The organism is Antrihabitans spumae (assembly GCF_043944905.1).
In the GTDB taxonomy this organism is placed as follows: Bacteria; Actinomycetota; Actinomycetes; order Mycobacteriales; family Mycobacteriaceae; genus Antrihabitans; species Antrihabitans spumae.
On the sequence record NZ_JBIMSN010000106.1, the window covers coordinates 61,968 to 81,813 of the forward strand.

Here is a 19,846-nt window from a genome sequence, read left to right on the forward strand (position 1 = left end):
ACTTCTTGCCCGGCACTGCCTCCGGATCGATCGCCGAACCTGTCAAGGTTCCAGTCCCCCGGTACTACTCTAGTTGCCCAGGATTCGACCCGCCGCTCGTCCACCCATTTAGGCGGGCTGTGAATGCCGGCATACGTAGTTAACGCCGCAGCTAGGGGTTTCGTTTCCATTCCTGTACGCCAACAGCGAACAAGCCTCGCCGGAGCGCTCCGACGCGATCACCCGAGCCCTCCGCGCACCTAGGTGGGGATAGTCGCACCCCCGGGGTGCCTCCGCTCAGCACTCGGGGTCCTTATTCGGCAGCGCCTCCCGGAGCAGAGTGAGTGCTATCGCACCCCGTCCAGTTCCCCCGAAAAAGCCGGAGCCCACCATGTCGATCACGAACACGATCACCGAAGCGGTGGAACGTCGTGGCATGGTGACGACGGCCGACGGCGTACTGCTTGCGGTTCGCGAAATCGGGTCCGCCGACGCCGCACTCACCGTGGTCTTCCTGCACGGGCACTGCCTGCGCACCGAGTCCTGGACCTACGTTCGCTCGACACTGCGTGCACAGTTCCCCGACGCCCGCATCGTCTCCTACGATCACCGCGGCCACGGCGACTCCGCCGAAGCCCCCGCAGGGACGTACACGATCACTCAGCTCGCCCACGATCTGCACTCCGTCCTCGACGCGGTCGCCCCGACCGGACCGGTCGTGCTGGTCGGGCATTCCATGGGCGGCATGACGGCACTGACCTACGCGGGCCTGTACCCGCACGAGATCGGCAACCGCGTCGCAGGTGTCGCGCTGATCGCCACCGCCGCCAACGGACTGACCGAGGCCGGCTTCGGTCGCGTGCTCCGCAACCCCGTCGTCTCGCTCTTCCAAGCTGCCGTCCGCCGTTCGCCCGTGACGATGCAGAAGGCCAAGCGCGTCGGCTGCAAGGTGTTCGCACCTGTCGTTCGCTCCGCCGAGTTCGGCACCCGCAAGGTCAATCCCCGCGTCCTTGCCCTCGCCAACGCGATGCACAACGCGACGCCGATCGTCACGATGGCCACCTTCCTCAGCTCGTTCATGACCTACGACGAGACGGACTCGCTCGATCTGCTCTCCGCGATCCCGACACTCGTGCTGTGCGGATCCGCCGATTTGATGACGCCGCCGTCGCATTCGATCTCGATGGCCGCTCAGGTCGAGTACTCGGATCTGGTGATCGTCGAAGGCGCCGGCCACTCGGTGATTCTCGAGCAGCCGACGCTGGTCTCCGATTCGATCGTTCGTTTGCTCACCCGGGTCGGCGGAACCACGTCGAACGAGACCGCGGGACTCGCCCTCGTCGCCTAGTCGGTGGTTCTGCCGAGCAAAACCAGCGCCCAGGTCGAAGCCCCGAACGCGGCTGTGTGCAGAACGGCTCGCACGATGTTCCAGTTCGTCCAGGACGAGAAGTCCTGCCATACCGCAGCTGGATCGGTGAGTAGGTTCGGATCGCCCACAGCGTCGAGTTGATCGTTGAGTGGAATGTTCAGCGAGAAGGTGACGATCGTGGCAACGACGTTCAGGCCGGCAGCGACGGCAACCCACACGAGCACAGCTCTGCTGTCCTTGCCGAGCAGCAAGGCAACCGCTCCGACGGTGACGAGGGGGGCGCCGAGAAACGTCAGCATGAACATCGGATTCACGATCACGGCGTTGATCCGCTGCATCACATCGACGGCTGCGCGAGGGTCGGCCTGGTTCAGAGCAGGCATCACCGAGGTCGCGTAGGCGTAGTACACGCCGGCAAGCAAGCCGGAGGTCAGCGTTGCCACAATCAATGTGAGGGTGCGAATCGTCTGCATGGCGTTACTCTCGCTGCTCTGTCGCTGCGGCCCAGATGCCTGTTGCCGCAGCGTCTGCGACGAAGACCTTGAAGTCGCGTGGCTCTCGATCGAGTGCTCGCTGCACGCCGTCCGCGAGCGAAGCGTTCCGACCGTCGAGGACGTGGGTGAAGAGGTAGATCAGCAGACCGACCACTTCCTCGGGCGCACCCTGCTCAGCGAGACCCGCGGCGAACTCCTCCGCGGTCATGGAAACGAAGCCGATCGCGCGACCAGTCGCCGAGGCGATCTCGGCAACGGCATCGGCGAAGGTGAGCAGCCGCGGACCCGTCAGCTCGTACAGCTCGCCCACATGCCGGTCGTCGGTCAGTGCAGCGACGGCGACGTCGGCGATGTCGTCCGCGTCGACGAACGGCTCGGCGACCGAACCGACCGGCAATGCGACCTCGCCTGCCTGGATCGGCTCCAAGAAGTACGACTCGTTGAAGTTCTGCGCGAACCACGTCGCCCTGATGATCGTCGACTCGAGGCCTGCGGCCTGGACGACCCGTTCGCAGGCCTCGGCATCTTCCTCACCCCGGCCGGAGAGCAGGACCAACCGCTGCACGCCACGTGCGACGGCCAGCTCCGTGAATGCCTGCATGTCGGCAATCGATCCCGGCGCTGCGAGATCGGGGAAGTAGGTGACGTAGGCAGCGTCGACGTCGGTGAGCGCGGCGCCCCAGGTCTCGCGGTTCTCCCAGTCGAAGGGAACGTCCGACGAGCGTGCGCCGTGGCGAACGTTGTAGCCGAGGTCGCTCAATCGCTCCGCGACGCGACGGCCGGTCTTGCCGGTGCTGCCAACTACCAAGATCGTGGAGTTCGTATCGATCGTCCTTTTGATCGTCCCTTTGATCGTCATTGTTTCGAGCCTTTCGTGTTGGTGTTCCTTCGTTGTGCCTCCAATTACAGTTCGGCTCGGCGAGACGATCCATCGCTCAGACTCTCGTTTCCATGTTCGATCGTCTACGATCGACGGCGTGGATGTGCTTGCGAGCCTGCTCGAAGGCCCCCGCGCTCGCGGGGCGTTTCTGATGCGTTCGATCCTGGATCCGCCGTGGTCGTTGCGTGTGCAGGACGAAGCGCCACTCACCCTCGCCGTGGTGCTGCGCGGTGACGCGTGGATATGTCAGGACGACGGGAGCACAACCCAACTCGCCGCAGGCGACATAGCGATCTGCCGTGGCCCGGAGGCCTATACGGTCGCCGACGATCCTGCTACCGAACCGCAGATCATCATCGCGCCGGGCCAGGTCACGATGACGCCGGACGGTGAAATACTTTGCGAAACATTAAGTTTGGGCATCCGCAGCTGGGGAACCAATCCGGCAGGCGAAGACATGATCGTGACCGGAACCTACGAGATGGCCGGAGCGGTCAGCCAGCGACTACTGCGCTCACTGCCTCCGCTCGCGGTCCTGCGAAACGGCGAATTGAGCGGTCCCCTACTGCAATTGCTCGAACTCGAGATCGGCAGAGACGAACCCGCACAAGGTGTTGTGCTCGATCGACTGCTCGATCTGCTGCTCATTGCGGCACTGCGAGCCTGGTTTGCGCGCGAGGATGCACCCGCCTGGTATCACGCCTATGCGGACCCCTTGATAGGCAAGGCACTTCGGCTGATGCAGAACAATCCGGCGCACGGCTGGACAGTGGCGAATCTCGCGGCCGAAGTGGGTGCGTCCCGCGCCGCGCTCGCCAAACGCTTCACCGAACTTGTCGGCGAATCACCCATGGCTTTCCTCACCGAATGGCGTCTCGCGCTCGCTGCGGACATCCTCCGCGAATCGGATGCGACCATCGAAACCGTTGCCCGACAAGTGGGTTACGGCAGCGCCTTCGCGCTGAGTACGGCCTTCAAGCGCGAACACGGGGTAAGTCCACGCGAACACAGACTCGGCGCGTGACGACAATCCGCTATAGATCACGTCCCCGCTAGAGATCGCGTTCGGAGATGACACCGCTCTGCAATGCGAGTTCGGCCAACCGGACCCGCTTCTGATTCTGCGGTAGATCCTCGACCCCGAACTTCGCGAACAGCGCGCGTAGATGGGTTTTGATCGCGTCGACGCTCAGATACAGCTCGGCCGCGATCTGCTGATTCGACGCCGGGCTCGCAAATGCTGCGCTGTGTTTGTACGGCCTGCACAGTGCGACCAACACCGAGCGCTGTGTCTCGGTCAGCGAACGCAACGTCGGGACCGCGCTCGACGACACCCGCGTCACATCGTCGACCCCTGCGCCGAATTCGTGGAAGGTCAGCAGCGCGCCGCCGATGCGAATGCGATCACCTGCACGCAACCGGCGCCGACCGGCCAGCCGCTCGCCGTTGACGAAAGTGCCGTTGCGCGAGAGACCGTCGTCCAGGATCGTCCAGTGCGTTCCCATCCACTCGATCGCGGCATGCAGGCGCGATACCTCGTCGTCCCACGTCAAGGGAACGTCCGCCTGAGGTGACCGTCCAAGGGTCACCCGAGGGCTCTCGGGTGACAAAACCAGCTCCTGCTGGCGTCCTACTTCGTCTGCATATCGCAGGCACGGCCCGTCAAGTACCGACACATCGACCTCTGTTCACGGGTCAATCGTGCCGCTTACCTCTGTCTACAGCAAGATCGTCGATGAACGTGTCGCGCTCGAACTACTTTCCGCGGCCGGGAAGACCGGTGCGGCCAAGGCGGATCAGCAGCATTCCGAGGCTGACGCCGTCGCGTCCGAGCTGTGCTTCGAAACGGCGCAGCACACCCATTTCGGCATGTCGGGTCACTTCAGGCAGCCCCGCACCCACTCGGGCCAGGCCGGCACGCCGAGTGATCTCGACGCGCCGGCGGACGAGAGCCACGATCTGTGCGTCCAGGTGGTCGATTTCTTCCCGCATCATCAGCTGGTCGAGTTCGTCGGAGAGGCTCTCCAGCGCATCGATCGGGGCCGCATCGATCTCGTCGATCTTGGCCTCGAACGGGGCATGCGTGGTGATTGTCATTTCCGGAACTCCTTGCATTCGGCGGTGTGGTCCGTCTCTGTTGGACAACTAGATCCTGTCGTGACCGACCGACTACCGGAAGTCACCCTAGGAGGGGCAAATCCGCACCCCCTGCGAGCCGGTTGCGCCCTCACAATGGATTCACACAGAACTCACGAGTCCACCACCCGAGAACCGCTACGAGAGGCAAGACACTGACCTGCTACGAGGGCGATCCGAGGCATCCCGCTGACCCGAGCCTTCAATCCGAGCTGGCCGCAGCCGGTTTCGAAGGCGCAACAGAGGTCGGCCGCGGTGGTTTCGGTGTCGTGTACCGCTGCTGGCAACCCGCGCTCGGCCGCACCGTGGCGATCAAGCTGCTGTCGTCGGACCTCGACAGGGAGAACCGCGAGCGTTTTCTGCGCGAAGGTTATGCGATGGGCCGACTTTCGGGCCATCCGAACATCGTGAACATCCTGCAGGTCGGTGTCACGGCAACGGGCCGTCCGTACATCGTGATGCCCTATCTCGCAAAGGATTCCCTTGCCACCCGCGTTCGCCGCGACGGCAACTTCGAGTGGCCTGACGCCGTCCGGATCGGCGTCAAACTCGCCGGCGCGCTCCAGACCGCCCACGAGGGCGGAACCCTGCATCGCGATGTCAAGCCGGCGAACGTACTTGTCGGTGATTACGGTGAACCACAGTTGACCGACTTCGGAATCGCCCGCATCGCAGGCGGATTCGAGACTGCCACGGGCGCGTTCACCGGCTCGCTCGCCTACACCGCGCCCGAGGTACTCAAGGGCAGGCCACCTACGATCGCCGCCGATATCTACGGGCTCGGTGCGACGATCTTCGCGTTGATCGCGGGCCGCGCGGCCTACGAACGCAAAACCGACGAAGAGTTGATTGCTCAGTTCCTGCGAATCAGCACGACGCCGATACCGGACCTACGACCCAACGGGGTTCCCGACGACGTCTGCCGCGCAATCGAGCGGGCGATGGCGGACGACCCGGCAGGTCGATGGCAGACGTCCGCCGATTTCGGCAACGCACTACGCGAGGCGCAGCAGCAGCACGGCCTCAAGGTCGAGGCGATGGCGCTGCCATCCGGTGACGACGAGGTGACCGAATATTTCACTGCGCCGCCTACCGGACACTCCGGACCGAGCCATCGATCAGGTCCGCACTATCAGCCGGTGCTGCCCTACGACGCTGCCTTCGGGCAGCCGTCCGGACCCTCGACTCAGCACGCGGTACCCGCTGCGGCATCGGGCCCTCACCATCGGGCCCCCAATCACGTTGGTGCCGAGCGCAAACGGCGCGGCCTGGCATTCGCGGTCGCTGCCGTTGCCGCCTTGGTCGTCGCCGCGTCGGTCGGTGGAGTCGTGCTCGCCCGCAACGACTCGACCGGTTCGCCGATAGCGTCGAGCGCGTCCTCGGCACCGTCGACGGTTGCCGCAGCCGTGCCGCTGGAATGGCGATCGCTCAAAGACGCGAAACTCGCTCGTCAACAGTCCGCGACGGTCGTCGACGACGGCACGATCTGGGTCTTCGGCGGTCTCGACAACAACGGGTCGACCGCCGCGGTCCAGGGTTACGACCCGGCGATCGACACCTGGAAGTCCGGACCCGATCTGCCCCTCGCACTCAATCACCCCATGGCAGTCGCCTACCGGGGCGAGCTGATCGTCATAGGCGGTTGGGAGCCGAGCGGCGCCGATCTCACCGCGAAGACGTCGGATCGGGTGTTCGCACTTCGCAACGGCGCCTGGGTCGACATCGCGAAGCTTGCCCGACCGCGCGCTGCCGGCGCCGCGGTTGTGGTCGACGACAAGATCGTCGTCGTCGGCGGCCAGTGGGAAGACCAGCAGCTGTCGACCACAACCGAGATCTTCGACGGCACGGCCTGGCGTGTTGCCCCCGGCGTCATCACACCGCGTGAGCATCTCGCTGCGACAACGGACGGTAAGTCGGTCTTTGCGGTCGGCGGCAGAGACCTGTCGGCCGACAAGAACTCCGGAGCGATGGAGGCGTACGACCTGACCTCGGAGGTGTGGACCTCGCTTCCCGCCATGCCGACGCCGCGCGGCGGACTCGGTGCGGTGTACGTCGACGGCCGCATCGTGACGGTCGGCGGCGAGGAACCGACCCGGGTGCTCGGCACAGTCGAGTCCTACGACATCGTGTCCCGATCGTGGTCCGCGCTTCCGCCGATGCACACACCACGGCACGGTCTGGCGGTTGCAGCGGTAGGCAATTGGATCTACGCGATCGGCGGTGCGAGCAAGCCGACACATGCGGCGTCGATCGCGACGACCGAGGCGCTCGCATTGCCCGCACGTTCGGCACAACCGGCCGATGCGTGGCGGCAACTCGATGATGCGCGCCTTGCCAGGCAGCAGTCGGCTACGGCCATGTCCGACGGCACCATCTGGGTGTTCGGCGGTCTCGACAACGAGGGCTCGACTGGGAAAGTACAGGGCTACGACCCGGCGATCGATACGTGGAAGTCCGGTCCCGACCTACCTATAGCGCTCAATCACCCGATGGCCGTCGACTACCGGGGTGAACTTGTCGTCATCGGCGGCTGGGAACCGCAGGGCCACGACCTGACCGCGACGACCTCGGACCGGGTGTTCGTTCTCCGCGACGGCGCCTGGGTCGAACTGCCGAGGTTGCCGGAACCGCGCGCAGCAGGAGCGGCAGCGGTCGTCGGTGATCAGATCATCGTCACGGGAGGTCAGGCGAACAGCACCCTCTCCACGACGACCGCCGTATTCGACGGCACCGCGTGGCGCGATGCCCCCGGCGCTCCGACAGCACGCGAGCATCTCGCTGCGGCGACCGACGGAACCTACCTCTATGCACTCGGTGGACGCGATTTGTCATCGGACAAGAACACGGGTGCCGTTGAACGGTACGACCCGGCTACCCGGACCTGGACGACGCTGGCGGCCATGCCGACGCCAAGGGGCGGGCTCGGAGCGGTGTACGTCGACGGGCGCATCGTTGCCGTCGGCGGTGAGGAACCGACGCGGGTGCTCGGCACCGTCGAGGCATTCGACGTGGCAACCGGGGCGTGGGCAACGTTGCCCGCACTGCATACGGCGCGACACGGTCTTGCGGTCGCCGCGGTAGGTAACACGGTCTATGCGATCGGTGGTGGAACGAAACCGACGCACGCACAATCGACTGCTGCGACGGAAGCGTTGGATTTCTCGTAGAAAACACAGCTCGGGGAAACACAGCTCGGGCCGAGTCGATACCCAAGATCGACTCGGCCCGAGGTGGGAGTTTCGACTGGTGTTACTTCTTCGCCTTGTTGTACGCGTCGGTGATTTCTGCGGAGATACGGCCGCGGGCAGATACCTTATGTCCGTTTCGGCGTGCCCATTCACGAATTGCTGCGCTTTGTTCGCGGTCGACGGAAACGCGGCTCTTTGTGCCGCTGGCCACAATCGCAGGCTTGGGGGTCCGGCGACGGCCGCTCACCTTGCGCGCACTCGAAACCCACAGGTCGAGTTGTGAACGCAGTTTGGCTGCGTTTGTCGACGACAGGTCGATCTCGTAGGAGACGCCGTCGATACCGAACTCAACGGTCTCATCCGCCGACGCTTCGCCGTCCAAGTCGTCGATGAGCGTGACAGTGACCTTCTTAGCCATGGGGTGACTTTCCTCTCGAATGGAGTGGCCTCCATTGCAGGCCTACTACTCGCGCCTAGAGTACCCCTATTGCGAGATATTCCACGACAAAGATAATGCGAATGCAATAAAGACCACTCGCTTGCGGTCGAAAGACTCCGCAAAGGCGGCTAGCGCGCGGTCGGCCGCACAATTGGGAACAAGATGGTTTCTCTGATTCCGTGTCCGGTCAGTGCCATCAGCAACCTGTCGATTCCCATACCCGTTCCGGTCGTAGGCGGCATTCCGTGCTCCATTGCAGCGAGGAACTCTTCGTCGAGAACCATAGCCTCGTCGTCACCCGCCGACGCCAGGCGAGCCTGATCGACGAAACGCTCGCGCTGCACCACGGGATCGACCAATTCCGAATAGCCCGTTGCCAATTCGAAACCGCGAACATAAAGGTCCCACTTCTCGGTGACACCGGGGACGGATCGGTGCGCACGAGTCAGCGGTGACGTTTCCACAGGGAAATCGCGAACGAAAGTAGGGGCGTGCAACTTGTCGCCGTACTGGTGTTCCCACAACTCTTCGACAAGTTTGCCGTGGCCGTACCCCTTGCCTTCGGGAATCTCCAGTCCGACGCGCTCGGCAAGTTCGAGCAATTCTGTGACGCTGGTATCAGGGGTGACCTCGACTCCGATGCTTTCGGACAACGACGGATACATCTGCACCGTCGTCCACTCGCCCGACAGATCGTATTCGGTGCCGTCGGCGAGAGTGACGACCTGAGTTCCGAGCGCCTCCTGAGCAACTTCCTGTATCAATTCCCTGATCATCCTCGCGGAATCGTCGTAGGTTCCGTAGGCCTCGTAGGTTTCCAGCATCGCGAATTCCGGAGAATGCGTCGCGTCGGAACCTTCGTTTCGGAAGTTCCGATTGATCTCGAAGACCTTCTCTATGCCACCGACCACACACCGCTTGAGAAATAGCTCGGGCGCGATCCGCAGGAACAAGTCGATGTCGAGTGCGTTCGAATGCGTTACGAACGGACGGGCCGCCGCACCGCCGTGCAGTGTTTGCAGCATCGGTGTCTCGACTTCGAGAAAACCACGTGCCTCCAGTGCATTTCGGAGCGCACGCACAACAGCAATCCGCTTGCGCGCCATTTCGCGCGCCTGCGGACGAACGATCAAGTCGACATAGCGTTGCCGGACCCGCGATTCTTCGTTCATTTCCTTGTGCGCGACCGGGAGTGGTCGTAGCGATTTCGCTGCCATCTCCCACGAATCGGCTAGAACGCTCAATTCGCCACGCCGCGAACTGATTACCTCGCCACGAACGAATACGAAATCACCGAGGTCGACGTCGAACTTCCAGTCCGCCAACGATTCTGCGCCTACTCCGGCGAGGCTGATCATGGCCTGCAGTTGCGTCCCGTCACCTTCCTGCAAAGTGGCGAAGCAGAGCTTTCCGGTGTTGCGCAGGAAGATGATTCGGCCCGCAACTCCAACGGTTTGCCCTGTTGCGGTGTCGACGGCCAAGTCCGGATACAGCGCGCGAACCTCGGCAAGCGTATGGGTGCGAGCAACCGAGACCGGATACGCCTCACGGCCCTGCTCGAGCAGTCGGTCGCGCTTGGCCTGACGCACCCTGATCTGCTCCGGGGTGTCGTCGACGGGCGGCGTATTCGTATCACTCACGACCACGCAGCCTATCGGTAGTCACTCCCGTACCCAGCGGGCGGTTTGCTCCTCCCAGGTCGGCGGGGTCCCCGGCAGGTCGTCGCCACCGGTGTTCCGCAGTCCGTCGATGATCACGGCCAGTTGCCTCGTCCGTAGCTCGGCGGTCCGGGCGCTGTCGCCGAGTGCGCTTTTCGCAATGAGCTCGAGGAGGTAGGACACGTCCAGATACGTGACGCCCGATCGCAATTGCCCCGTCGCCTGGGCGCGCTCGAACAATTCGACACCGAGCGCCAACATTCGTTCGGCTTTGCCAAGCTGTTCGGCTGTCGGAGTGAAGGTGCCCGCCAGCCGGACTGTCAGTGAGTGCGTGTCTGCCTCGACGATGCGACGCAGGAAGTCGACGTAGGCGTCCCAGGGGTCTGCGTCGCTGCTCAGAGCACGTTCCACCTCTTCGAGGTACTTGTCCTGCCCGCGGGAGCACAGGGTGGAGAGGAGTTCCTCTTTGCCTGCATAGCGGTTGTACAGTGCACCGATTCCGACGCCTGCTCGCCTCGCGACAGCCGACATCGGTGCCGACGGATCCGTCACGAACACCTCACGCGCCGCGTCCAGAATGGTCGCGTCGTTGCGTTCGGCCTCGGCGAACCGCCCACGCCGAGAGTGCGACGTCTGCTCTGACATTCCTCGACCATACCCCGTGAACGGAATGATCCGTTCAGTTATTCTTGAACGGAATGATCCGTTCAAATCACGGGAGCAGCACAATGACAGAGTCCAGCGCGCAGATCCGTCCGTTCGAAGTGGAGATCGCGGAAGCGGCGATCCAGGATCTGAAGGCCCGCATCGCCAACACACGTTGGCCCGAGCAACTCCCCGGCGCCGAGTGGGAACAGGCGTTCCCGTCTCCTACCTGAAGGAACTCGCGACCTACTGGGGCAACGAATTCGATTGGCGCGCAGCAGAAGAGCGACTCAACCAGAATGCGCAATACCTGACCGAGATCGACGGGCAGACCATCCACTTCTTCCACGTCCGCTCTCCCGAGCCCAATGCGACGCCGCTGGTACTCCTGCACGGGTGGCCGGGATCGGTGGTCTAGTTCCTCAACGTCATCGGTCCGCTCAGCGATCCTCGTGCGCACGGCTTGGACCCCGACCAGGCCTTCCACCTCGTCATTCCCTCGATGGCCTGCTTCGGTTTCTCGACTCCCCTCTCCGACAGCGGGTGGGGCAGCATGCGCAACGCCAAGGCCTTCACGCAGCTCATGAGCATGCTCGGCTACGAGAAATACGGCGTTCAAGGTGGCGACTACGGCGCCTTCGTCGCGCCCGACATGGGTCGTGTCGCACCCGAGCGTGTGATCGGCGTGCACGTCAACGCGGCAACGTTCGGCTTCATCCCTCTCGGCCCGGTGTCGGACGACGACCTCGCGGACATGACGGAAACCGAACGTGAACGCGTCGCACGCCTCGGCTACTGGACTTCCGAGCAGGACGGCTACTTCAAGGTTCAGGCAACTCGGCCGCAGACGGTCGGGTACGGCCTCTCCGACTCCCCCACCGGTCAGCTCGCATGGATCGTCGAGAAGTTCAAGGAATGGACCAACAGCACCAAAACGCTTCCCGAGGACGCTGTTTCGCGCGACGAGATCCTCGCCGACGTGTCGCTGTACTGGTTCACAGGCACCGCGACGTCCTCGGCGAACATGTACTACGAGAGCATGCACGGCGGCGAATGGCCGGTGCCGTCGAGCGTTCCGACCGGCGTCGCCGCGTTCGCTGAAGACGTATCGATTCGCCGCTACGGCGAGGAGGGCTACAACATCGTGCACTGGAGCGACTTCGAGGTCGGCGGGCACTTCGCCGCGCTCGAAACTCCGGACCTACTGGTCGGCGATATCCGTAAGTTCTTCGCCGCACTCGGCTGAAACCGCTCCAACGCCCGGACGTCCGGGGCCGTCAGCTTGCGACGACGGTCTCGGACACTCGGTCGAAATGGGCTGCACCCGAAGCCACTTGAAGTAGGCCGGCCGCCTGGATCGCCTTGTAGCCACCGACCAGATCCGTCGCCCTGTGCAGACCGAGCTGCTTCAGCGCAGCCGCCGCCAGGCTCGACGTGTACCCCTCCGAGCACACCACGATCCACTCGACGTCGTGATCGACAGCCAACGCGATACGGGCCGAACTGGTTGGATCGCAACGCCATTCGAGCACATTGCGCTCGATGGCCAAAGCGCCGGGAAGAGCGCCTTCGCGGACCCGCTGCGCCTGCGGTCGAATATCGACCAGAATCGCGCCGCGCGCGACCGCCTCGGGTAGCTCGAATGCGTAGATGCGAGCGAGCTGCTCACGCGCCTGCTCCAGCATCTCGTCGATCGAAAGTCGTTGTTCTGCAACTTTTCTTGTCATCGCTACAGATCTCCCTCTGGCATGTCGGTGAGCTTGGTCCGAGTGCGACGCAATCGCTGCCCGTCGGCAACTTCGTAGTAGGACATCGCAGTCAGCGGTGGCGAGTAGGCGTGGACGCTGAGCGTCGGTTCGGAAACGTCGGAACCACCTGGCACGTCCGGAGCACGCATCACGTCGTGCACCCACCCGATCGGGAACGAGGCCTGGTCGCCGGCGCTCAGCGTCCGACGTCGCAGTTCCGCACCGGTCCAACGGTATTCGGACAACGCGCCACTGAGAACGGTGAGTGCACCGAGAGAGCCCGCGTGATCGTGCAGTTCGGTCGATTGGTCGGGAATCCAGCTGATCAACCAGACGTCGACGTCGTCGTCGGAGCTGAGTCGGACGGCCCAGCGATTGCCTGTCGGCCACTGTCCACCGGATGGCAGCAGGTGGTCGTAGTGCCCGTTCAGGACGTCGACAGCGCCTTCGTCGGTGAGCCGCAGCAGGTCGGCCGGGCGCAGTCGAGTGGGAAGCGCCGCAGCTATAACGCGATCGGAGATGTCACGAGACGCGGGTTTTGCGGGCTGAGCAGGTACACGTGTTTCCACAGAAGATGCGGAGAGCATGAGGTTTCTCCAGGAAGTGTTAGTTGGTAAAGGCAGACGTCAGCCTCGACAACACTCCTGGGCACTCATGCGGGTAATCACCAGAAAAGTGTAGCACCTACGGTCGCAAACCCAAGCAGGAGAAAGCTAAGCGTTGCGCAGGCGCCCCTTGGCGAGGTTGCGCTCGTAGACCAGGCGCAGGCCTTCCAGCGCGAGGTCCGGCTCGTGATGGGCGATCACGTCGGATTCCGGAATGATCAGCGGCGCGCTGTCCCCGGTGGCAATCACAGCGACGTCGTCGCCTTCGAAGCCGGGAAGATCCGCCCTGACCCGCCGGACAAGGCCATCGACCATTCCCGCGAAACCGAATACCGCTCCAGCCTGCATACATTCGACAGTGTTCTTGCCGACTGCCGATCGCGGCCGCAGCAACTCCGCTTTGCGCAACGACGCGCTGTGCACAAGCGCATCCATGGAGATCTCGACGCCGGGGGCGATGCAGCCGCCGAGGAATTCGCCTTTGGCGGAAATCACGTCGACGCACGTCGCTGTTCCGAGATCGACGACGATCGCGGGCGTCCGGTAGAGGTGATGCGCCGCAATGCTGTTGACGATCCGGTCGGCGCCGACCTCCTTCGGGTTGTCGACGAGCAACGGCACTCCGGTGCGAACACCCGGCTCGACGACAACGTGCGGTACATGACCCCAGTACTTTCGCAACATCGTACGAAGCTCGCGCAACACCGACGGAACCGTGGAAAGTGCTGACACACCGGTGATTCCCTCGATATGGCTGCCGAGCAGACCTCTCAGGGCAAGCGCAAGCTCGTCCGCGGTGATCCTTGCGTCGGTGTGCATACGCCAGTCCCGCACCAGCTTCGAGTGCGATCCGGAGCCGGTGAACAAACCGAGGACGATGTTCGTGTTGCGAACATCGATCGTGAGCAGCATCTACCGGCGCCGGTCAGACTACGGAAAGCGTACGGGGAGTGATCAATCCGGAACCGGCCGGCGCGTGAGCCGGATCGGAGCCGAGTTCGACAGGCTTGTTCGCCTCATCGACGAACACGACACGCGGCTTGTAATCGCGCACTTCCTGCTCGTTCATCGTGCCGTACGCGATCAGAATCACCAGATCGCCAGGCGCGACGAGATGCGCTGCCGCACCGTTGATTCCGATCACGCCGGAACCCGCCTCGCCGGTGATGACGTAGGTCTCGAGGCGCGCACCGTTGGTGATGTCGACAATGCAGACCTGCTCGCCTTCGAGCAGATCGGCTGCCTCCATCAGGTCGCGGTCGACGGTCACCGACCCCACGTAATGCAGGTCGGCATGAGTTACCGTCGCGCGGTGGATCTTGGATTTCATCATGGTCCGGAACATCGCTGGCCCTTTCCTAGTGGGTGGAACTGCTGAGTGGGTTGGACTGTGCGGTGTCGTCGGTCTGCGGATCCTCGGTCTGCGGATCCTCTGTCCGGATACCGAGCGAGACACCGACGTTGTCGATAAGCCGAGTGGTACCGATGCGGGCCGCGACCAGCAAGCGACCTTGGCCGTTCTCCGGCGCCGGACCGAGGTCGGCGCCACGAAGTTCCAGGTAGTCGACCTCGAACTCGGAAACTGCCGCAAGCACCGACCGAGCCGTCGCGAGCACAGCCTCGGCACCCTTGGGGCCTGCGCTCGCGCCTGCGAGCAGTGCCGCCGATAACGCCGTCGCGGCTTCCCGCTGGTCCGGATCGAGATAGCGGTTGCGCGAGGACATCGCGAGGCCGTCTGCTTCGCGGATGGTCTGGACTCCCACGATCCGAACGTCGAAGTTCAGGTCGCGGACCAACTGCCGGATCAAAGCAAGCTGCTGATAGTCCTTTTCGCCGAAGTAGGCATTTGTCGGTCGCGCGATCTGCAGCAGTTTCGCGACGACGGTGAGCATCCCCGCGAAATGTGTAGGCCTGCTTGCACCTTCGAGGTCGGCTCCAACCGGGCCCGGATGGACCATCGTGCGACGGCCATCCGGATACATGTCGCCCACCGATGGCGCGAACACAACCTCGACACCTTCGTTGCGCAGCATGGCGATGTCGGCGTCGAGCGTCCGCGGATATGCGTCCAGGTCCTCCCCTGCGCCGAACTGCAGTGGATTGACGAAGATCGACACGATCACAACCGAATTGGCACGCTTGGCCTGCCGGACGATCTCGATGTGACCGCGGTGCAGCGCGCCCATCGTCGGCACCAGCGCGACACTTCGACCGACGCCGCGCAGCGCGTTCGAGATCGCGGTGACAACCTTCGGGTCGTGATGAACCGTCAGTTCACCCGGGACGAAGGCACCCTGCAACGGGTTGGCTGTTGTGGTCATCTCCCCTCCTCCAACAGGTCGATCAGTTCCGCGCCGGCACCGATGCGCTGTGCCGAACGCAACGACATCGCTCGATAGCCGGCCGCAAGGTCAGGATCGGCGGCTTCGAGCACCGCGAGGTGTGCCGCGACCGCAGCGACGTCGCCACGGGCGACGGGGCCGGTCAGTGCCGACTGTCCCCGTCGCAGCGCGTTGTCGAGCGCCGCCGAAAGCAGGGGCGCGAGCATACGTTCTGCGACACCGTTCGGCTGTTCGTCGATGGTCTGCTGACCGAGCAATTCCTGTCCTGCCAACGCAACCCGAAGTGCCGCAACAGCATCCACCACCAACGTGACGAGATGATTGCTGCCGTGCGCAAGAGCCGCGTGATAGAGAGTTCGGTTGGCCTCCGCTACGCGCACCGGTTCGCCGCCGATCTCGATGACCAACGATTGTGCGACCGCATAACCGATTTCGTCTGCCGCGGTGATGCCGAAGCAGGCGTTGGCGAGTCGCGCGGTGTCCTCGTCGTGGCCGGTGAAGGTCATTGCAGGGTGAATGGCGAGCGGCGTCGCACCGAGTGCGGTCAGCGGCGCAAGGACACCGATGCCGTTTGCACCGGACGTATGCGCGACAAGTGCACCCGGGCGCACAACGCCCGTCGACGCCAGCCCGCTGACGATCGATGCGAGTTCGGAATCCGGTACGGCGAGAACGAGCAGTTCGCTTCGCTTTGCCACTTCGTCGATCGGGAGAATGCGCGATTCGGGAAGCCGGGTTTCCGCGCGGTGCACCGAAGCGCTGGATACTGCGGAAACTCCGAAGACGATGTGGCCGACTCGTTCGAGAGCGGCACCGATTGCGGTTCCTACGCGACCTGCCGAGACGATTCCTACCGTCAATCGTGCAGGTGCTGGGCCACCGGCGTGGCTTGCTGAGGTCAACCCATAGGAGGTCAACGCTGTCCTCTCGTTCGTTCCAGTCCCGCTCAGCGGGTACCAGACGTCCTTCGCACAGGATATCGGCTACAACATCGCCGAAGCTATGGAGCGGAGAGTGATCTACGGCTCACTGGCCATGGCGCGAGCGACGACCGGAACCCTCGCTGCCGACCGTCTCCGACCGAAGATTCGCCATCAGTTCGGCGACGGAAATGCTCTTCGGGGCCGTGCCGTCGTCCTCAGCGGCCTCTGCTTCGGCGCGGCGACGACGCCGTGAGCCCGCGGCAGGCTCGGGTAGCGGGGGCAGCTCGGCGTCGACGTCAGGCTCGAACTCCGCCTCGGGCTCGAACTCCGCCTCGGGCTCTAAGATCGGCTCGGGCTCGAAGATCGGCTCGGGCGCGGTGTCGGCAGCGTCGTCGTACTGCGGCAGCTGCTGCTCTGGAGTCGAAACCACAGATGGCGCCAGCGTCGGCGCCGGGGCGGTTGGCATGGGGCCGAACTCGGGGATGGCCGCGACCTCCGCGGTCACCGGTTCGTCGTACGGCGTCGCAAATTGCGGTCGTTGATTGTTGTCGGCAACGTAGGCGGGATCCGGCGGACGATTGCGATCGAATACGGGAACGTCGCGACCGTTCTGAAGATCTCGAGCCCGGGGTTCCCGGTAATCCGGATAGTCGCCGTCCTGGCCACTCGCCAATTCCTGCACCCGCGTCGAATCGGCACGCAGGGCGACACGTTCCGACGGCAGCTGACCGTCGAAGAGGACCTGCAGGTTCGCGCGCAACGCGACAAGTTCGGCACGAAGTCCAGCGAGTTCTTCGGCATCGGCACGAACTTCTCGCCGTACGCGGGCCTCTACACCCATCTCGAACTCGCGTCGTGCGGAGATCTCGCGCTCCAACTGCAATTCGTAGACCGTCTGCAGATCGCGGGCCTTCGCCTTGTCGACGGCGGATTCTCGACGGTATTTCGTCATCGCGATACCGCCGACTATGGCGGCCCACGCGGCGGCGACGACGCCGACGCGAAGCAGTTGCACACTGTCGGCAAAGATGAGAAAAATGCTCGCGATCAGGCCCAATCCGAGCATTGCCGCCAGGATCAGCTGGCCCGCGCTGCGTCGGCCGCGACGCGGCGACTTGGTGCGGGAAGCGGACGTCATGACGCCAAGGGTAGCTGTCGAGAGGTCGAGAACCGTGGAGCGGTGCGGCGATTCTGCCGCTCGGTAGTCGTGCGGAGGCGACCGATTTCGGCCATAACGGACGTCTCGAGCATCAGTGCGCCGGCTCGTCCGGCGGGTCCTCCGGTGCCCTGCAACAGTGTTCGAGCCACAGGGCGGCAAGGACGAGAACAACTCCCGCGGCCAGCCCGACGATGGCACCCGTGCTGTCGGCGACGGCTGCGCTCAGCGTGTCTCTCTGCGGAAACACGTAAAGCAGGAAGCCGAGCCACACACCGGCACTCGCAGCGCCTACCAGTGCGGACGCCTTGGCGAGTGCTACTGCGCGTGCTGCGGTGATCGGATGCAACTGACGGAGGCCGTCACCGATCTCGTGGTTGTTGACCCGCGATCGAATGATGAACGCCGCAATAACCTCGACCACGGCGACCGGATACAACGACGCTCCCGCGTAGACCGGAATCGGTGGCAACTGGCCGTAGAAGACTCGGACCAGTAGCCACGTCGCCGCGGTGGCAAAGACGAGCAGTACAACGAGGTCGGGGATACGTGTCGGCTTCATCACTGCGTTCGTTTCAGGACGAATTCGGTCGTTCCTACACCCGCACGTTCGGCGTCGGGCAGACCAGCTAGTAGCTGCGTGAGTGGTGTGGCAACGCCGCCGACGTCGAGAACGCCGTCCGGTTCGACGTCGATCCATGGGACGAGGACGAACGCGCGTTCGTGAGCGCGCGGATGTGGCAACGTCAGCTCCGGGTCGTCGCTACGAATATCGTCGCAGGTGACGACGTCGACATCGAGCGTGCGAGGGCCCCACACGACGGTCCGCGTCCTGGCAGCTTCCTGCTCTAGTTGCTGACCGCGGTGCAGCCAGCCGAGACAATCGACATCGGGATCGTCGACGACGAGTATCGCGTTGAGAAAGTCGTCCTGATCGATCCCACCCCACGGCGCAGTTGTATATACAGGTGAAACATCGACGACGGCCGCTCCGAAAGCATCGAGAACCGACTGCAGATTCTGCACTCGATCGCCCATGTTGGAACCGATCGACAGCACTGCTCTGCTCACTCGAGCAGTCCTGGATCGTCGGTGCTGCGGCGAGCGCCCTTGCGAGATCGACGAGCGACGACGCGGACATCGGCAAAGGTAAGCGGGATCGGCGCGGCCGGTTTGTGCAGCATGACCTCGACAGCGTGCACAAGTTCGAGCGTCATGACGTCCTCGGCGATCTCGACGGCAACCGTCTCGATCAGATTCCGAGGCGGACCTGCCACGATCGCGGCCGCACGAGCAGCAAGACCGCCGTAGTCGACGGTGGCGGCGAGGTCGTCGGTGACCGCTGCGTGCGACATGTCCAACCAGACTGTGATGTCGACAAGAAACAGCTGGCCGTCACGGCGTTCGTGGTCGAACACCCCGTGGTGGCCGAATACCTCGAGGCCGACGAGTTCGATGCGATCAGACATGGTTCGCGCCTTCCCCAGCGGCACGCCAGGCGGCGCTGACCCGCAGCGCATCGACTGTGCCTGCGACGTCGTGGACCCGAACGCCCCACGCGCCGTTGACCGCTGCCAGTGCCGACACGACAGCCGTCGCTGTCTCGCGGCCGTCGGGGGGCCGAATCACCCCGTCTTCGGCAAGCAGGCTGCCGAGAAAACGTTTCCTCGACGCACCGATCAAGATCGGGAAACCAAGCTCGGTGAGCTCGGGCAATGCGGCTAGCAGAGCCCAGTTGTGGTCGGCATTCTTCGCGAATCCGAGGCCGGGATCGAGCACGATCGCAGTCGGATCCACTCCCGCTTCAACGGCCGAATCGACCTGTACCAGCAGTTCTGCACGGACCTCGGCGACAACATCGTCGTAGTGTTCAGCGGAACCGGTGTGGACATAGTCCGCCGCCGACCGCCAATGCATCAGGATCCATGGCACCTTCGCCGCCGCGACGACGGTCTTCATCGCAGCATCCGCCCGGCCCCCCGATACGTCGTTGACCACCGAAGCACCGGCGGAAATCGCAGCGGCGGCGACCGACGACCGCATCGTGTCGACGCTGACACGGATGCCGGCTGCAACCAAATCTTCGATCACAGGGACGATTCGCGCTGCTTCGACAGCTGGATCGACGCGTGCGGCTCCTGGCCGCGTCGACTCGCCGCCGACATCGATGATGTCGGCGCCTGCTTCCGCGAGCTCGACCCCGTGCGCAATCGCGGCGTCGTGATCGAGATAACGGCCACCGTCGGAAAACGAATCACTCGTCACGTTCAGAACACCCATCACG

Annotated in this window: 22 protein-coding genes and 1 pseudogene; 5 read left to right on the top strand and 18 right to left on the bottom strand. The window is 63.9% G+C overall.

Translation table 11 applies throughout. The annotated features are described in order from the left end of the window. Positions 1 to 370: 370 nt before the first annotated feature. A complete protein-coding gene (locus ACHIRB_RS22370; RefSeq protein WP_395115107.1) occupies positions 371 to 1,327 on the top strand; it encodes an alpha/beta fold hydrolase in 957 nt (318 codons plus the stop codon). Here the strand turns inward: ACHIRB_RS22370 and ACHIRB_RS22375 are convergent. Together ACHIRB_RS22375 and ACHIRB_RS22380 are read right to left on the bottom strand one after the other, a co-directional pair. After that, positions 1,324 to 1,821: an anthrone oxygenase family protein gene (locus tag ACHIRB_RS22375; RefSeq protein ID WP_395115108.1), complete on the bottom strand. Its 498-nt coding sequence runs from the start codon at positions 1,819 to 1,821 to the stop codon at positions 1,324 to 1,326. The genes ACHIRB_RS22370 and ACHIRB_RS22375 overlap by 4 nt on opposite strands. A 4-nt stretch (positions 1,822 to 1,825) precedes the next feature. Beyond that, a complete protein-coding gene (locus ACHIRB_RS22380; protein ID WP_395115110.1) occupies positions 1,826 to 2,701 on the bottom strand; it encodes an NAD(P)H-binding protein in 876 nt (291 codons plus the stop codon). Between the two features lie 118 nt (positions 2,702 to 2,819). Between ACHIRB_RS22380 and ACHIRB_RS22385 the strand changes: the two genes are divergently transcribed. Then, positions 2,820 to 3,746 (top strand): AraC family transcriptional regulator, encoded by a 927-nt coding sequence (locus ACHIRB_RS22385; RefSeq protein ID WP_395115112.1) that lies wholly within the window; start codon positions 2,820 to 2,822, stop codon positions 3,744 to 3,746. A gap of 28 nt (positions 3,747 to 3,774) precedes the next feature. On the opposite strand, the gene ACHIRB_RS22390 is transcribed toward ACHIRB_RS22385, so the two are convergent. Continuing rightward, positions 3,775 to 4,398 carry an FHA domain-containing protein gene (locus ACHIRB_RS22390; RefSeq protein WP_199704978.1) on the bottom strand — a complete coding sequence of 208 codons (624 nt, stop codon included), beginning with the start codon at positions 4,396 to 4,398 and terminating at the stop codon, positions 3,775 to 3,777. A gap of 79 nt (positions 4,399 to 4,477) precedes the next feature. Then, a complete protein-coding gene (locus tag ACHIRB_RS22395) occupies positions 4,478 to 4,819 on the bottom strand; it encodes a chorismate mutase (protein WP_199704974.1) in 342 nt (113 codons plus the stop codon). Between the two features lie 194 nt (positions 4,820 to 5,013). On the opposite strand from ACHIRB_RS22395, the gene ACHIRB_RS22400 reads away from it, so the two are divergent. Further along, the gene (locus ACHIRB_RS22400) at positions 5,014 to 8,025 is read left to right on the top strand and encodes a Kelch repeat-containing protein (RefSeq protein ID WP_395123530.1); all 3,012 of its coding nucleotides are present in this window, start codon (positions 5,014 to 5,016) and stop codon (positions 8,023 to 8,025) included. An 82-nt stretch (positions 8,026 to 8,107) separates the two neighbouring features. Here the strand turns inward: ACHIRB_RS22400 and ACHIRB_RS22405 are convergent, their stop codons facing one another. From ACHIRB_RS22405 to ACHIRB_RS22415, 3 genes are all read right to left on the bottom strand, one after another. Continuing rightward, entirely contained in the window at positions 8,108 to 8,464 is a 357-nt protein-coding gene (locus ACHIRB_RS22405; RefSeq protein ID WP_395123492.1) for a histone-like nucleoid-structuring protein Lsr2, read from the bottom strand. Between the two features lie 149 nt (positions 8,465 to 8,613). After that, positions 8,614 to 10,125: a lysine--tRNA ligase gene (gene lysS / locus ACHIRB_RS22410; protein ID WP_395123491.1), complete on the bottom strand. Its 1,512-nt coding sequence runs from the start codon at positions 10,123 to 10,125 to the stop codon at positions 8,614 to 8,616. 21 nt (positions 10,126 to 10,146) lie between these two features. Beyond that, positions 10,147 to 10,788 (bottom strand): TetR/AcrR family transcriptional regulator, encoded by a 642-nt coding sequence (locus ACHIRB_RS22415; protein ID WP_395123490.1) that lies wholly within the window; start codon positions 10,786 to 10,788, stop codon positions 10,147 to 10,149. Positions 10,789 to 10,871: 83 nt separating this feature from the next. Between ACHIRB_RS22415 and ACHIRB_RS22420 the strand changes: the two are divergent. After that, positions 10,872 to 11,206 (top strand): annotated as a pseudogene (locus ACHIRB_RS22420) (epoxide hydrolase N-terminal domain-containing protein). 135 nt (positions 11,207 to 11,341) lie between these two features. Then, the gene (locus ACHIRB_RS22425) at positions 11,342 to 12,034 is read left to right on the top strand and encodes a hypothetical protein (protein WP_395123489.1); all 693 of its coding nucleotides are present in this window, start codon (positions 11,342 to 11,344) and stop codon (positions 12,032 to 12,034) included. A 31-nt stretch (positions 12,035 to 12,065) separates the two neighbouring features. Here ACHIRB_RS22425 and ACHIRB_RS22430 read toward each other — a convergent pair whose 3' ends face one another. From ACHIRB_RS22430 to folP, 11 genes are all read right to left on the bottom strand, one after another. Further along, a complete protein-coding gene (locus tag ACHIRB_RS22430; RefSeq protein ID WP_395123488.1) occupies positions 12,066 to 12,515 on the bottom strand; it encodes a rhodanese-like domain-containing protein in 450 nt (149 codons plus the stop codon). Positions 12,516 to 12,517: 2 nt separating this feature from the next. Then, positions 12,518 to 13,123, bottom strand: coding sequence for a cysteine dioxygenase (locus ACHIRB_RS22435; RefSeq protein WP_395123487.1), 606 nt, complete (start codon positions 13,121 to 13,123; stop codon positions 12,518 to 12,520). Between the two features lie 126 nt (positions 13,124 to 13,249). Further along, positions 13,250 to 14,053 (bottom strand): type III pantothenate kinase, encoded by an 804-nt coding sequence (locus tag ACHIRB_RS22440; protein WP_199704961.1) that lies wholly within the window; start codon positions 14,051 to 14,053, stop codon positions 13,250 to 13,252. A 13-nt stretch (positions 14,054 to 14,066) separates the two neighbouring features. Beyond that, a complete protein-coding gene (panD, locus tag ACHIRB_RS22445; RefSeq protein ID WP_199704960.1) occupies positions 14,067 to 14,486 on the bottom strand; it encodes an aspartate 1-decarboxylase in 420 nt (139 codons plus the stop codon). A 13-nt stretch (positions 14,487 to 14,499) separates the two neighbouring features. Next, entirely contained in the window at positions 14,500 to 15,462 is a 963-nt protein-coding gene (panC, locus tag ACHIRB_RS22450; protein WP_395123486.1) for a pantoate--beta-alanine ligase, read from the bottom strand. Then, on the bottom strand, positions 15,459 to 16,400 hold the full coding sequence (locus ACHIRB_RS22455; RefSeq protein WP_395123485.1) for a Rossmann-like and DUF2520 domain-containing protein: 942 nt from the start codon (positions 16,398 to 16,400) through the stop codon (positions 15,459 to 15,461). The genes panC and ACHIRB_RS22455 overlap by 4 nt, the downstream gene beginning before the upstream one ends. A gap of 109 nt (positions 16,401 to 16,509) precedes the next feature. Then, complete coding sequence (locus ACHIRB_RS22460) at positions 16,510 to 17,544, bottom strand: DUF6779 domain-containing protein (RefSeq protein WP_395123484.1); 1,035 nt, start codon at positions 17,542 to 17,544, stop codon at positions 16,510 to 16,512. A gap of 112 nt (positions 17,545 to 17,656) precedes the next feature. After that, positions 17,657 to 18,124 (bottom strand): DUF3180 domain-containing protein, encoded by a 468-nt coding sequence (locus ACHIRB_RS22465; RefSeq protein WP_395123483.1) that lies wholly within the window; start codon positions 18,122 to 18,124, stop codon positions 17,657 to 17,659. Further along, positions 18,124 to 18,633, bottom strand: a complete 510-nt coding sequence (gene folK / locus ACHIRB_RS22470; protein ID WP_395123482.1) for a 2-amino-4-hydroxy-6-hydroxymethyldihydropteridine diphosphokinase — start codon at positions 18,631 to 18,633, stop codon at positions 18,124 to 18,126. The genes ACHIRB_RS22465 and folK overlap by 1 nt, the downstream gene beginning before the upstream one ends. After that, positions 18,630 to 19,031, bottom strand: a complete 402-nt coding sequence (gene folB / locus ACHIRB_RS22475) for a dihydroneopterin aldolase (protein WP_395115129.1) — start codon at positions 19,029 to 19,031, stop codon at positions 18,630 to 18,632. The genes folK and folB overlap by 4 nt, the downstream gene beginning before the upstream one ends. After that, positions 19,024 to 19,842, bottom strand: coding sequence for a dihydropteroate synthase (gene folP / locus ACHIRB_RS22480; RefSeq protein ID WP_395115266.1), 819 nt, complete (start codon positions 19,840 to 19,842; stop codon positions 19,024 to 19,026). The genes folB and folP overlap by 8 nt, the downstream gene beginning before the upstream one ends. Positions 19,843 to 19,846 lie beyond the last annotated feature (4 nt).

Excerpts from the sequence above, each read along its gene's own strand:
- ACHIRB_RS22370 (WP_395115107.1), top strand. The coding sequence starts at position 371 with ATGTCGATCACGAACACGATCACCGAAGCGGTGGAACGTCGTGGCATG.
- folP (WP_395115266.1), bottom strand. The coding sequence starts at position 19,842 with ATGGGTGTTCTGAACGTGACGAGTGATTCGTTTTCCGACGGTGGCCGT.
- ACHIRB_RS22375 (WP_395115108.1), bottom strand. The coding sequence starts at position 1,821 with ATGCAGACGATTCGCACCCTCACATTGATTGTGGCAACGCTGACCTCC.
- ACHIRB_RS22425 (WP_395123489.1), top strand. The coding sequence starts at position 11,342 with ATGCGCAACGCCAAGGCCTTCACGCAGCTCATGAGCATGCTCGGCTAC.
- ACHIRB_RS22465 (WP_395123483.1), bottom strand. The coding sequence starts at position 18,124 with ATGAAGCCGACACGTATCCCCGACCTCGTTGTACTGCTCGTCTTTGCC.
- panD (WP_199704960.1), bottom strand. The coding sequence starts at position 14,486 with ATGTTCCGGACCATGATGAAATCCAAGATCCACCGCGCGACGGTAACT.
- ACHIRB_RS22460 (WP_395123484.1), bottom strand. The coding sequence starts at position 17,544 with ATGACGTCCGCTTCCCGCACCAAGTCGCCGCGTCGCGGCCGACGCAGC.
- ACHIRB_RS22440 (WP_199704961.1), bottom strand. The coding sequence starts at position 14,053 with ATGCTGCTCACGATCGATGTTCGCAACACGAACATCGTCCTCGGTTTG.
- ACHIRB_RS22435 (WP_395123487.1), bottom strand. The coding sequence starts at position 13,123 with ATGCTCTCCGCATCTTCTGTGGAAACACGTGTACCTGCTCAGCCCGCA.
- ACHIRB_RS22395 (WP_199704974.1), bottom strand. The coding sequence starts at position 4,819 with ATGACAATCACCACGCATGCCCCGTTCGAGGCCAAGATCGACGAGATC.
- panC (WP_395123486.1), bottom strand. The coding sequence starts at position 15,462 with ATGACCACAACAGCCAACCCGTTGCAGGGTGCCTTCGTCCCGGGTGAA.
- ACHIRB_RS22405 (WP_395123492.1), bottom strand. The coding sequence starts at position 8,464 with ATGGCTAAGAAGGTCACTGTCACGCTCATCGACGACTTGGACGGCGAA.
- ACHIRB_RS22415 (WP_395123490.1), bottom strand. The coding sequence starts at position 10,788 with ATGTCAGAGCAGACGTCGCACTCTCGGCGTGGGCGGTTCGCCGAGGCC.
- folB (WP_395115129.1), bottom strand. The coding sequence starts at position 19,031 with ATGTCTGATCGCATCGAACTCGTCGGCCTCGAGGTATTCGGCCACCAC.
- ACHIRB_RS22380 (WP_395115110.1), bottom strand. The coding sequence starts at position 2,701 with ATGACGATCAAAGGGACGATCAAAAGGACGATCGATACGAACTCCACG.
- ACHIRB_RS22430 (WP_395123488.1), bottom strand. The coding sequence starts at position 12,515 with ATGACAAGAAAAGTTGCAGAACAACGACTTTCGATCGACGAGATGCTG.